General features: G+C 67.2%; 11 protein-coding genes. 2 read left to right on the forward strand and 9 right to left on the reverse strand.

The genetic code is table 11. The annotated features are described in order from the left end of the window. Window positions 1–97: 97 nt before the first annotated feature. Together POL72_RS35100 and POL72_RS35105 are read left to right on the forward strand one after the other, a co-directional pair. Window positions 98–289 (forward strand): hypothetical protein, encoded by a 192-nt coding sequence (locus tag POL72_RS35100; protein ID WP_272101159.1) that lies wholly within the window; start codon window positions 98–100, stop codon window positions 287–289. Window positions 290–361: 72 nt separating this feature from the next. Then, window positions 362–1000: an RNA polymerase sigma factor gene (locus POL72_RS35105; protein ID WP_272101160.1), complete on the forward strand. Its 639-nt coding sequence runs from the start codon at window positions 362–364 to the stop codon at window positions 998–1000. 102 nt (window positions 1001–1102) lie between these two features. Here the strand turns inward: POL72_RS35105 and POL72_RS35110 are convergent, their stop codons facing one another. The 9 genes from POL72_RS35110 to POL72_RS35150 form a co-directional block, all read right to left on the reverse strand. After that, window positions 1103–1900 carry a hypothetical protein gene (locus tag POL72_RS35110; RefSeq protein WP_272101161.1) on the reverse strand — a complete coding sequence of 266 codons (798 nt, stop codon included), beginning with the start codon at window positions 1898–1900 and terminating at the stop codon, window positions 1103–1105. Between the two features lie 85 nt (window positions 1901–1985). Beyond that, the gene (locus tag POL72_RS35115) at window positions 1986–3338 is read right to left on the reverse strand and encodes a DUF1552 domain-containing protein (RefSeq protein WP_272101162.1); all 1353 of its coding nucleotides are present in this window, start codon (window positions 3336–3338) and stop codon (window positions 1986–1988) included. A 35-nt stretch (window positions 3339–3373) separates the two neighbouring features. Continuing rightward, window positions 3374–4933 (reverse strand): DUF1592 domain-containing protein, encoded by a 1560-nt coding sequence (locus POL72_RS35120; RefSeq protein ID WP_272101163.1) that lies wholly within the window; start codon window positions 4931–4933, stop codon window positions 3374–3376. Between the two features lie 704 nt (window positions 4934–5637). After that, window positions 5638–6630, reverse strand: a complete 993-nt coding sequence (locus POL72_RS35125; RefSeq protein WP_272101164.1) for an NAD-dependent epimerase/dehydratase family protein — start codon at window positions 6628–6630, stop codon at window positions 5638–5640. A 24-nt stretch (window positions 6631–6654) separates the two neighbouring features. Next, window positions 6655–7659, reverse strand: coding sequence for an ABC transporter permease subunit (locus POL72_RS35130; RefSeq protein ID WP_272101165.1), 1005 nt, complete (start codon window positions 7657–7659; stop codon window positions 6655–6657). Between the two features lie 2 nt (window positions 7660–7661). Continuing rightward, window positions 7662–8744 carry an ABC transporter permease gene (locus POL72_RS35135; RefSeq protein ID WP_272101166.1) on the reverse strand — a complete coding sequence of 361 codons (1083 nt, stop codon included), beginning with the start codon at window positions 8742–8744 and terminating at the stop codon, window positions 7662–7664. Beyond that, window positions 8737–10275 (reverse strand): sugar ABC transporter ATP-binding protein, encoded by a 1539-nt coding sequence (locus tag POL72_RS35140; RefSeq protein WP_272101167.1) that lies wholly within the window; start codon window positions 10273–10275, stop codon window positions 8737–8739. The genes POL72_RS35135 and POL72_RS35140 overlap by 8 nt, the downstream gene beginning before the upstream one ends. Window positions 10276–10373: 98 nt before the next feature. Continuing rightward, complete coding sequence (locus POL72_RS35145; RefSeq protein WP_272101168.1) at window positions 10374–11402, reverse strand: ABC transporter substrate-binding protein; 1029 nt, start codon at window positions 11400–11402, stop codon at window positions 10374–10376. Window positions 11403–11470: 68 nt separating this feature from the next. After that, a complete protein-coding gene (locus POL72_RS35150; RefSeq protein WP_272101169.1) occupies window positions 11471–12802 on the reverse strand; it encodes a glycosyl hydrolase 53 family protein in 1332 nt (443 codons plus the stop codon). Window positions 12803–12913 lie beyond the last annotated feature (111 nt).

The raw sequence follows: 12913 nt of genomic DNA on the forward strand, positions 1-12913 counted from the left end.
GTCGAGCAACCCATGATTGATCGTGGGCGCTCCGGCCCATGTGGGAGAGCGGGACGACTCGGCGAACGATTCGCCAAGGGAGCCTCAGGAGTTCAAGATGCGTGTCACGCTTGTCGTGGGAGGCGGCTCCCGGTGGCGAGGGCCCGGACACAACGCCGTGCTGTCCTCCGGCGATCGCTCTTACAACATCTATCACGCCTACGACGCCGAATCGAACGGCGCACCGACGCTGCGGATCTCCGATCTGGCGTGGGACACCGACGGCTTTCCGCGCTCCGGAGGGCCCTAGTCGCGCCGTCGTCGCCGGGCTCGGAGCTGCGCGCCTTGACCGGGAGTTATGGACTCAACCTTCGTCGCCAGAATGCGGGGGCCTGCGGCTGACCTCGACGCGCCGCCGGAGGGAGCGCCGCCGCGGGCGGACGAACTGCTCGGGCTCGCCCGGGCCGCCGCGGCGCGCGATCCGGCGGCGATCCGCACGCTCGTCACGGAGCTCGGCGGCGCCATGTTGCGGAGCGTGAGGAAGGTGCTCGGCCCTCGTCACCCCGACGTCGAGGACACGACCCAGGAAGCCGTGCTCGCGTTGCTCCAGGCGCTGCCGTCCTTCCGCGCGGAGTGCACCGTGCTGCATTTTGCCAACCGCATCGCCGTGATGACCGCGCTCGGCGCGCGCCGGCGCCTCCGCGTGCGCGCGCGCTTCGACGAGCCGGGCGCGCCGATCGACGTGGCCCCGGACGAGGGCGGCGCGTCGCCGTTCGCCGAGGCGGTCTCGAACCGGCGGCGTGAGATGGTGCTCCAGGTGCTCGACGGGATGCCCGAGGCCACGGCGGAGGCGCTCGCCCTCCATTTCGTGCTCGGCTACACGGTCGACGAGATCGCGGCGCTCGCCGGCGCCTCTCCGAACACGGTCTGGAGCCGGCTCCGGCTCGGCAAGGAGGCGCTGCGGCGCGCGTTCGCCAACAACGCGAAGCTGGCCGAGCTCTTCCGGGGGAGGGAAACATGACGACCGACCGCCGGAGCGAGCTCCTCACGCGGGTGCGCCGCGGCGTCGCGACGAATCGCCTTGCTCCTCCTGCCCCCTCAGCCGAGGAGCGCCCGCGAGCGGTCACCGCTGCGACTTCTCGACGGATTGCACGTCGAGCTGAATGAACTGACCGTTGTACGGCTGGGGCGCCGGCGCGATGCCGTTCACGACCAGATGCTTGAAGTTGGCGATCATTCTATGGTTCGGATCCTCGCCCTTGAAGGAAACCGTGGCTCCGCCCCGGACCGGAATGGTCTTCGTGTGGTCGATGATGAACACGTCGTGCCCCACGGTGGGGTTATCGTTGAGGTAATAGGTCTCGGCCGGGTCGGAGACAGAGAAGCTGTAGCGGTTGTACGTCGGATTGTCGGGTGTACCGCCCACGCGGAAGTGCATGCCGTCGGGCGTGCCGCCCTTGTAGATCTCCGGCTCGACGACGCCGCGGAGCCGGACGGTCACGTGATAGACCGTGTCGGGCGAGCCGCCGAACGTCTTGGTCTGGTTGATCAGCGTGGACGTCGCACACTCGTCACGGTTGCCCGGGTCTTCGTCGCACGGCATCTCCCAGCGGAAGCCGTCGATGCTGGCGGCCGCGGTGCGCAGATCTTCCTCGCCGCTGCCCCCGCCGCCTCCGCCGTTGCCGCCGTTGCCGCCTCCGCCGCCGTCTCCGTCGCTGCCGCCGTCTCCGTCGCTGCCGCCGGTCCCGCCGGAGCTCGCGCTGCTCGAGGCGCTCGTGCTGACGCTCGTCGAGACCCCGCCGCCCGAGCCCCCAGCGCCGGTCGTGCTGGAGCTGGCCTGGTCGTCCGAAGGCGGGTCGGAATCGGAGCCGCAGGCAAGAAGGACCATCATCGCAGGGACCACGATCAGAGAAAGTCTCATTGTACACCAGTCCGGCGAGAGCGCCGGCAGTTGAGGCTGGGGACGCGGAACGTCGTTGCGTTGATACCGCGTCTCGTTCGAATGGCTAGGTCAGGTTCGTGAGCGGTCCGGTGCAGTACCGCGGGTCGCCAAAGGTGGTCCTGGTATCGCCGAACAGGTTCAAGATCGAGACGAGCAGGTTGTTGTGCGGGAGGTGCGAGTACCGGACCCAGCGTCCGGTGCGCAGGCCCCCGCCGCCGCCGGCCAGCAGGAACGGCATGTCGTTCTTCTTGTGCGACGGCGGATCCGAGAGCTCGGAGCCGAAGAAGACGACGCTCTCGTCGAGCAGCGAATGCCCGCCCATGTCGATCTTCTCCATCTCCTGCAGGAGGTAGAGGTGCTGCTTCGAGTACCAGTTGCAAATGCGCTCGCACTCGGCCGGCTTGAAGCCGCCGTCGTGCTGGTAGAAATGGTGGTGCTCGGTCAGGTTGAGCCAGGGGAAGGTGTGCTTCGCCTCGGTGTCGCTCCACTGAAGGGTGCCGACCGCGGTGATGTCGCAGGCGAGCGCCATCACCAGCATATCGGTCATGAGCTTGCCGACCTTGGGGATCGCCGCGTCGGTCGAGGTGTCCTTGACGTTGCCCTTGTCGTCCGCGTTGAGCCCGGTGCGCGGGTTGTAGTCGGACGTGTCGACCATCGTCGGGGCCTTGCAAGAGCTCATCGTGGTCGGGGTGTCGGTGCTGCTGAGGCTCTGCTCGATCTCGCGGATCTTCGTCAGGTGCTGGTCGATCTTCTGCTTGTCGGCGGCGCCGAGCGCCGCGGACACGGCGGAGTAGCGCCGGTCGAGGAAGTCGAGGATCGATTGCTGTCGCGCGAGGCGACGGGCGGCGTCGTTGTTGTCGCTCGGGTTCAGCGTACCGAAGAGCTTGGTGAAGATCTCCACCGGATCGAGGCGCGGCGGGATCGGCTTGTGCGGCGCGGCGTTCTCGTAGTTCGCAGCGTTCATCGGCGACAGCAGGCCGTGGGCCTTGCCCGTCGCCCAGCGCACCGCGATCTGGATGCTCGCCTGCGCCTTTTGACCAGCGGAGATCCGGGCGGCGATCACCTGATCGATGGACGGCCCGCTCCCGTAGCCGCCGTTGTTGGCGCCCTCTTGCGCCGTACCGGTGAGCCAGGCGACGATCCCGGCCTGGTGCTGCTCCCCGAGCGCGCTCTTCATGTCGAGGCCGTCGACGACGAGCAGGCGGTTTTGCACCGGAGCGAGCGGCGCAAGGATGGGGCTCAGGGTGAAGCTCGTCTCCGTGCCGGTCGGCCTCCAGCGGTTCAACACGGTCCCGCCGGGCGTGTAGACGGCGAGGAAACGCTTGGCGGGCTCGGGGGCCGCGCGCGCGGTGCGTTCGGGGCCCATGATCTCCAGCCAGGGAAGCGCGACGGCGATGGCGCCGGCACCCCGCAGCATGGCACGTCGGCTCAAGCGATATTTCGACATACCCATCACTCCTGTCCTGGAGCCAAGTAGTGGAAAGCATCCGTCTGCGTGAGCTCGATCAGGAGCTGCTTCACGTTGTAGCCGGACGCCTCGAAGGCGGTCGTGATCGCCTGTTGGGTGCACCGATCCTCAGCGCGCAGGGTGAGGCCGTAGGCGAACTCGCTCCAGCGCTTTGCGAAGCAGCTCTGAACCTCTTCGGAGCCGGCGAGCTTCTGCACCAGGTCGATCGGCCCGCTCACGTCCCCCAGCGTCTCCGGGACCGTGCCGCTCGGGTCGATCGTGACGCCGTTTTCGGTGGCGCGGAACAGCCCGACCGCGTCGTAGTTCTCGAACGCGAAGCCGACCGGATCCATGAACTTGTGGCACCCCGCGCAGACCGGATCCTTGCTGTGCTGGCTGAAGCGCTCCCGCGCCGTCTTGCCGGAGTAAGGATCCGGCGGCTTGACCTGCTCCAGGATCGCGCCGGTGGGGAGCGGGATCGAGATACACATCAGCTTCTGGAGCACGAACGAGCCGCGGACCACGGGGTTCGTGTTGTTCGAGTGCGTCGTGCCGGCCATCAAGCCCCCCTGGGTGAGCAGCCCGAGGCGCTGGGTCGTGTCGAGCCGTACTTCTCTGAACTCGTCGCCCGTCACCCCGGGGATGCCGTAGAACGCCGCGAGCTGCTCGTTCACGAACGTGTACGGGGCCGTCAAGATGGACGGCCAGGTGCCGGTCCCCTCGAAGATCTCGTGCTCGAGGAACCGCTGGGTCTCCTCGCGCATCAACGAGCCGATGGTGCGAGAGAAGGTCGGGAAGGCGTCCGCGTTTCGCTCGAGATCCGCGAGGCTGCTGATGGGGAGCAGGTTGTCGAAGAAGAACCGGAAGGTGGGCCGAGACCGAGGATCGTCGAGCATGCGCTCGGCGTGCGCGCGCACGCCCTCCTTCGTCGATAGCTCACCTGCCTGCGCGGCCATGCGCAGCTGCTCGTCTGGCATCGTGCCCCAGAGCATGTACGAGAGCCGCGTCGCCATCTCGTCGCCCGTAGGTCGGCGGAGCTGGGGGCGCTCCGGGTCGGGCGTGCCCTTCTCGATGCGGTAGAGAAAATCGGGCGATTGAAGCAACGCCTCGATCACCGTCGCGACGCCGGCGGCGAACGTCGCGTCCTTTCGTCCAACGCTGTACAGCGCGAGGAGCTCGTCCGCCTCGCCGGCGGCGACGGGCCGGCGGTACGCGCGCGGGGCGAGCCTCTCGATGATCGTGCGCGCGCACGCCTCCTCGCTCCCTGCCGTCACGTTGCTCGCGCAAGGGGCGAGCTTCGCGAGCGCCTCCGGCGTGGCCGTCGCACGCTGGGCGATGCCCTCCGCGACGGTGCCCAGCTGCTCGGCCAGCAGGCTCGAGACCGACAGCGTGTCCGCGTCATTGCCGAAACCGTTCCCGACATCCTCGCTCGGCAGCGAGAAGGCGGGATCGGTCGTGTCGCCCAGGAGGTCGCGAACGGTGTTGTTGTACTCGAAGCGCGTGAGCCGCCGCAGCGGCGCTCGCCCGGGGTACACCACGCCGTCCTCGCACACGGGCGGGTCCACTGGGGTGGGGGAATTTTCTTCATCAGGATCAGGTTCGCCCGAGGTGCCCTGGTTGCCCACGCTTCCAGTGCAGCCGCTGGCGACGATCAACGCGATCGGGATAGCTGACCGACGTCTTCTGAGACGACTCGCTTGCTCATGATTCGAGTGCCTAGACATGGCTGTCGCCCTTCGCCCGCCGTGGGCGCGCTAAAGTCCCATCATCCAACAACTGGCTTGTCTTACGAAGTGGTGGAAATATCCATGACGCAGCTCTCTCCCGGCGGGGCCTGATGCCGGGCGGGACATGTCGGGTCCGTTCCGGTGGTTCAAGCGTCCGGCGTTCCCGCCCGCCGAGAGCAGCACGGCCCCCACGCGTTGCCCGGCCACGGGGCAAGCATTCAAGTCCCTGTCAACTGGATGTGGATGAAGAGGGTAGGGAGCCACCGCCAAGCACCGCTCTGCTCTCCCTGTGAGCTGAAGCGCCCGCGATCAATCACACGTTGTCCGAATTTCTCGCGCGGGGACCGGATCCGTCGTCCGGGATATAGATTTGCACCCAGGAAGGACGCCGCGGTGCAGCTCGCGTCGAACGACAGCCCGCTCGCCCGGTACCTGAGGTGACCCGCCGTCAGAGCTCGATGCCGAGGAGCACGCCAGGCCGTCGGCGTGATCGTCAGGCTCGTCCACCGCGGGAAGGGGCCGCCGTGGGGAGGCAGGGCCCATCAACCGGGGTACCACGTGACGCGCGGGTCATCGGGCGCGCGCACGTAGTCGAAGGCGGCATCCGTGAGCCTCGCCAGGTCGTACTGCGGCCGCCAACCGAGCAGAAACTTCGCCTTCGAGTTGTCCAGCCACGTCGAATGGAACGGCGTCTTCACCCTCACGCTCGGCAGGCCCCGCGTCGCCTCCAGGTAACGCGCCAGCTCGCCGTAGTCCACGGGCTCATCCATGCAGATGTTGAAGGTCTGCTGGCGAGCCTTCTCATGATGGATGGCCTTGAGGATCGCGGTGACCAGATCCTCCACATGCACGAAGTTACGCTTCACCGGCTCGCCGCGGCGGTCGAGCATCACCGGCACGGCGTCCGAGCGGACGTACCCCTCCGATGCCTCGGCGCCGACCAGATCGCGCCACCTCGGCCCTCCGAACACGTCGTCGCCGAAGGACAGCTGCGCCTTGAAGTCGTCCTTCTCCATGATCCAGGGCGCGCGCAGGCAGCATCCGTTGAGCTCATATTGAATGTAATATTGCTCGAGCATGACCTCCTCGAGCACCTTGGACAGCGCGTAGCAGCCCGGGTAGGCGCTGTGCCGCTGGGTCTCCGTCACGGGGACGGGGTGCGGATAGAAGAAGTGGCCCATCCCGGCGTCGCCCCCGACCAGGATGAATTGCTCGAACGTGGGGCTGACGCGGCAGGCCTCCAGCAGCCAGAACATGCCTTTGACGGCTACGTCCATGATGCTCTCGGGGGTCTCCTTGCTCGTCGCCAGGTGCAGCACGTGGCTCACCCCCTCGGTCGCCTCGTTGACGACGGCCCTGTCCTCGATGGTCCCACGCAGCACCTCCACGCGCGCCGTCCGCTCCAGCATGCGGTTGTGGCACAGCGCGCGGACCTTCCACCCCTCGAACGCGGGGTCCGACAGGAACCTTCGGATGAATGTCTGGCCGACCTTGCCCGCCGCCCCGGTGACCAGAATTCGCTTGGCCTCGATCATTCTATCGCTCCTCGCTCTCCGGCATCATCGATGATGACCGTACTCCACCCCCCTGGCTGCAGGGGCCGATCGGATCAGGACCTGCTGCATGACGATGAAGACGAGCAGCAGCAGCCCGATGCTGATGTGGTGCCAGGGCGACGGCAGCCGTCCATCCAGGTTGATCACCGCTCGCACGATGCCCGTGATCATCACGCCCATCACGGTGCCGACGACGCTGCCAGCCCCCCCGGTCAGCAGCGTTCCACCGATCACCACCGAGGCGATGGCCTCGAGCTCCAGCCCCGCGCCGATGTTCGGCTTTCCGGCGCTGTCGATCAGCGCCGTCGTGACCCCGCCGAGGCCCGCGCACAAGCCGCACAACGCATAAAGACACACCGTCGTGGCGCCCAGCGGCACCCCCATGAGCAGCGCGGCCTGCCTGTCCCCGCCGATGGCGAGGACGTTCCGGCCGAAGCTCGTGCTACGGCCGAGGATCACGCCGAGCACGAGGACGATCAAGAACAGGAGCGCCGTCGCCGGGACCCAGGTCCGGTCCAGGCCCGGGATCGCCAGCGCGAAGCCGAGCTCATCGACGATCCAGTCCAGCGCAGGGTGATCGATGCCGATGGGCTGCATGCTGACGAGGAACGCCGCGCCGCGGGCGAAGAACATGCCCGCGAGCGTCACGAGGAACGGGGGCAGAGAGAAACGATGGATCAGGTGCCCCGTCATCGCGCCGAACGCGACCGACACCGCGAGGCCGACACAGAACGCCACCACCGGGTGGCAGCCACCGGCGACCAGCGTGCCCACGAGGACCGTCGTGAGCGCGACGACGGAGCCGACCGAGAGGTCGATGCCCCCCGACAGGATGACGAAGGTCATCCCCACCGCGCAGAGGCCCATCGCCGCGTTCCCCTTGATCAGGTCGACCAGGAAACGCAGGCTGCGCGCCGCGTCGTAACAGACCAGCACCCCCGAGTAGAGCGCGATCAGGAGGACCGCGGTCACCATGAGCGGCAGATCCCGCCGATCCCAGCGGAGCATCCCTACTGCCCCCGCTTGAGGCCGAGCAGCTCGAGCAGCCGCCGGCGCGACTCCTCCGAGACCAGCAGACAGCTGAGCAGCATCACGCCGGCCTTGGGCATCGGCTCGATCTCCGAGGGGACATGCTGGATGTACATCGTGGTGGAGAGCGTTTGTATCAACAACGCTCCTATCAGGGTGCCACCCAGGTAGAAGCGCCCGCCGGTGAGCGCCGTACCGCCGATCACCGCGGCGAAGATGGCGTCCAGCTCCCGCAGGCGCCCCACGCGATCGGGGTCGGCCGTGGAGATGTACGAGGCGGCCACGAGGCCGGCGATGCCGGCGCACAGGCCGGAAAAGCCGTACAACCAGAGCTTGATGCGGCGGTCGTCGACGCCGGCGAGCCGGCTCGCCCGCTCGTTGTCGCCGATCGCTTCCATGAACAGGCCGAGCGCCGTCCTCCGGCAGAGCAGCGCGGCGACGACGAACACGGCGGCCACCAGCACCATGGAGAACGGCAAGCCACCGACGTGACCGTTGCCGATGAACGCAAACGTCGCATCCGTGTGCGTCACGGGCTCGGCGCGGGTGATGAGCATGGCGACGCCGCGGACACCGACCATGCTGATCAAGGTCACGATGATGGGCTGGATGTTCAGCGCCGTCACCAGCGCGCCGTTGAACAGACCGACGCCGCCGGCGACGGCGAGCGACAAGAGCGCAGCCAGGAGCGGCCCGCAGTGAGCCTCCTTCATCAGGATCACGCAGGTGGCGCCAGACAACGCCATGACCGAGCCGACCGATAGATCGATGCCCCTCACGGCGATCACCAGGGTCAGGCCGATCGCGAGGAGCATCACCTCCGAGCCCTGGTTGAGCAGGTTGATGGGCGTCCCGTAATAAGCCCCGTCGCGCTCGACGATGGAGAAGAAATTCTTGGACAGGACCGAATTGAACAGGAGGAGCGCCAGGAGGCCGAGCAAAGGCCAGGCCTCGCGGCGCCCGCGCAGGAGCAGCAGGGCGCCGGCGCACCCGGTGAAGAGGAGGATTGCGATGCCGGTGAGGTTGGCGTTCGTGGGCGCCGCTTCCGTGATCTTCTCAAGCATCGGACGGCGCCTCCTTCTGATGGGCGATGGCCTGGATGATGGACGAAGGCGTCACGGACTCTCCCACGAGCTCGCCCTGCTGCTTGCGGTCTCTCAGGACCACCACCCTGGAGCAGTTGCGCGCGACCTCCTCGAGCTCCGACGAGATCAAGACCGTGGCGACCCCCTTCTCGCTGAGCGACTTCACCAGCGCCTCGATCTCCAGCTTGGCGCCGATGTCCACGCCGCGCGTGGGCTCGTCGAGCAGCAGGATCCGCGGCTGCATGGCCATCCAACGCGCGAGCAGCACCTTCTGCTGGTTGCCGCCCGAGAGCAGCTTGACGGGCGTCTCCGGGGACGGCGTCTTGATGCTCAGGGTCTTGATGTAGTGCTGGACCAGACGCTCCCGCTCGTGGCGCGGGAGCACCCGCAGCGCCCCCTGGGAGGCCTGCAAGGCGAGCAGGAGGTTCTCTCGCACGGAGAGGTTCGGGATGATGCCATCCACCTTGCGGTCTTCCGGGCAGTACGCGAGGCCGGCCCGGATCGCGTGCCGTGGCGTCTTGATCTCGGTCGCGCGTCCGTTCACCGCGAGCTCGCCGCGATCGGCGGGCTCGATCCCGAAGAGCATCCTGGCGGTCTCGCTTCGACCCGAGCCGAGCAGCCCCGCCAGCCCAACCACCTCGCCGGGCCGCAGCGCGAACTCGATGGGTCCGATGACCCCCTTTCTCTCGAGGCCGCGCGCGGCGAGCGCCGGCTCCGCGGCGCTCGCCTCCCCTCCCGGACCGGCGGGGCCGCCTGGCGCGGCCCTGTCTTTCGCGCCGAGCTTGACGCCCAGCATCGCCTGGACGAGCTCCAGGCGAGGCAGCTCGCTGCTCGCGTACTGCCCCACCAAGCAGCCATTCCTGAGCACCGTGATCGTGTCGCTGACCGCGTAGACCTGATCCAGGAAGTGAGTCACGAAGAGGATCGCCAACCCCTGCGCCTTCAGCCCCCGCATGACGTCGAAGAGCCGCAGCGTCTCCGCTTCATCCAGGCTGGAGGTGGGCTCATCCAGGATCAGGATCCGCGCGTCCACGGCGAGCGCGCGGGCGATCGCGACCATCTGCTGCAGCGCGGTGGGCAGCGCCGCCACCGATCGCGACACGTCGAGATCCAGCGAGAGGCGCGCGAGGGCCTCACGCGCCTTCGCGCGGACGGCGCGCCCGTCGATCAGGCCGAAGCGCCGAGGCTGCCGGCCCAGCATGATGTTGTCCGCGATGGAGAGGTGCGGGATCAGGCTGATTTCCTGGTGCACCGCGCTGATCCCCAGCGATTCAGCGTGGCGGGGAGAGGTCGGCCGGATCACCGCGCCGCCGAGGCGCAAGGTCCCGGCGTCGGGAGAATAGACGCCGGTAAGCAGCTTGATCAGCGTCGACTTGCCGGCCCCGTTCTCCCCCATCAACGCCTGGATCTCGCCGGCGCGCGCCTCGACGTGCACGTCGTGCAGAGCGCGAACTCCGGGGAACGATTTGCTGAGGCCCTCGACAGAGAGCAAGGCTTTCGAGACAGGCATGCGGCTGCTGCTCCGTACGTGAGCGCCGCGCGACGAGCGAGCTCACGAGCGTGATGGCGCTCGCGCCGCCCCAGCGGGGCGCCAGCGCCGATCTCTCCTCAGTAGGGCCGCGAGCCGATGGCCGCCGCCGCCTGCTCGCGTTCGAAGATCTGGCCAGGGACGATCGTCCGCTTCGGCACCTTCTCACCGCGCACGATCTTGTCGATCGTATCGAAGAGCAGGGGGCCGTGCAGGGGGTTGCACTCGACCGTCGCGTTCAGCTTCCCCTCCATCATGGCCTCGAACGCCGGCTTCACGGCGTCGATCGATATCACCTGGATATCCTGCCCGGGCTTCAACCCCGCCGCCTGGATCGCCTGAATCGCCCCGAGCGCCATGTCGTCGTTGTGCGCGTAGACGGCGTTGATCTCGCCCTTGTGGGCCGCGAGCAGCGTCTCCATCACGGCTTTTCCCTTGGTGCGCGTGAAGTCACCGCTCTGGCTCGCGATGATCTTCATGTCCGGGTGCTTCGCGATGGCCTCGGCGAAGCCGGTCTTGCGCATCACCGCCACGTCCGCCGCCGGCGTGCCCACGAGCTCGATGATCCGCGCGTTGCCGTTCGTCTGCTTCGCGAGCCACTCCCCTGCCCTGCGCCCCTCCCAGACGAAGTCCGCGACCATCACCGTCTCGTACAGATCTTCCTCGGCGTCCACGCCCCGGCTCGTGAGCACCACCGGGATCCCGGCGCGCTTGGCCTCCTTCAACGTGGGCTTCCAGCCCACGGATTCTTGCGGCGCGATGACGATGACGTCGACGCCCTTGGTGATGAACCCGTTGACGGCGTTGACCTGGTTGTTGTGCACGTTCTGACCGTCTGCGAAGAGGAGCTGCACGTGGCGCTTCTCCGCTTCCTCCTGGATCGACTTGCTGTGCGCGATCCTCCAGGAGCTCTCGGCGCCCGTCTGCGAGAAGCCGACCACGATCTCGGACAGCTTCTTCGGCTTCCGCCCCGCGGCATCGGCCTCCGACGCCGGCTTCTGGGAGGCGCGCGCCGCGTCGCTCTCCTCGCGGGAGCAGCCGGCGGCGACGGACGCCGAGCCCAGGATGGCCAGGAAGAGCCTCCGTGACACGTGGTTTTGAGGGTTCATGTACTTTTCCCTTCCTGCTACGCCGTCCCCAAGGTTGCCATCCGGCCGCTTCACCAGCAGCAGCACGGCTACTGGCACGTCGTTCCCTGGAGCCTTTCGGCAGGGGTCGATGGCACAGGAAGGCCATAGGACTCGGCCAAACGTGCGTACGCGGCCATGTTGGCGTTGGTCGTGTACGTATTGTTGTTGAAATCAAAAAGCCTACGATCACCGTACGCCGTCGGCTCCCAAAGGAATGTGCCCCTGCCCATTTGGTTCGGGAAGGCGCGCATGATGGGATTGATGAGATCTCTGCGGTCATCGGTGTACTCGCAGCTCATCACGGGCAGCTTGTAGGTGTTGATGATGTACCCGAACTCCTCCCTCCAGTCCTGGCCATTGTTGGTGGTTCCGTAGGTCGAGCCGCAGATTCCATCTGCGTCGATGTGCGGATTGTTGGTCAAGTACGCGTCCACCCAGGGGCGGAAGTCGCCGTCAGGTCGCGGTCGACCGTGCTGCGCCCACACGATGATGTTCGGGTCGATTTCGCGCACGGCCCGGATGCCGGCATTGACGAGACCGGAGAAGTTGGCCCAATTGCTCATGGACACTCCCGACATGCGTGAGTTGGTCTCGTTGCCGACCTGGACCATGTCCGGTTTCACGCCAGCCGCCACCATTTCATCGAGCACGCCTTTCACGTGGTCGTAAGCGGCCGCCTGCATTTGAGGCGGATTCATCCCAGCCCAGGCGGACGGTACGTCCTGGTGACCGATGGACGCCCACGTGTCGCTCATGTGAAAGTCGAGGAACAGGCCCATCCCGCAGGCTTTGACCCGTTTCGCCATGGCGATGGTGTGAGCGGTGTCACAGAAGGCCTCCGTCGGGCGAGCACCCGAATAAAGTTCCGAGGTATAGCCTCCGGGACAATCCGGGCACACGAAAGTCCGGAGTCGAATGAAGTTGAACCCGTGATCGACAAAGATCCGCTCGATGGATTTGGTCTGGCCCTTGTCTCGATAGCTCCGGCCAATCGACTCCTGTTCGAGGGTCCATGAGATATCTGCACCCAGGATATACGGAGGGTTGAAGATTTCGCCGGTGCCGGAACCGGCGCCCCCGCCTCCCGAGGCACCACCGCCCGTGCTGGTCCCGCCGGTCGCTCCCCCACCTGTGGTCGTCGCGCCACCCGAGCTCGATGTTCCGCCGGAGCCGGTGGACCCGCCGGAGCCGGTGGACCCGCCGGAGCTCGATGTTCCGCCGGAGCCGGTGGACCCGCCGGAGCCGGTGGACCCGACCGAGCTGGAAGCGCCGCCGGTTCCGTTACCTGGTGTGCCGCCGTCCTCCTCTCGGGGGGCACCACTGCAACCTAGCGCGACGAGGATGGGGAGAAAGATGCTGGCGCTGAGCTTGAGCTTCATGGATTGCTCTAGATGCCAGGGTTCGCTGGCGACCAGGATGTGGATGAAGAGGATACGGGGCCACCGCCGGGCGCCGCTCTGCTCTCCCTGTGAGCTGAAGCGCCCGCGATC

Source organism: Sorangium aterium (assembly GCF_028368935.1).
GTDB lineage: Bacteria > Myxococcota_A > Polyangia > Polyangiales > Polyangiaceae > Sorangium > Sorangium atrum.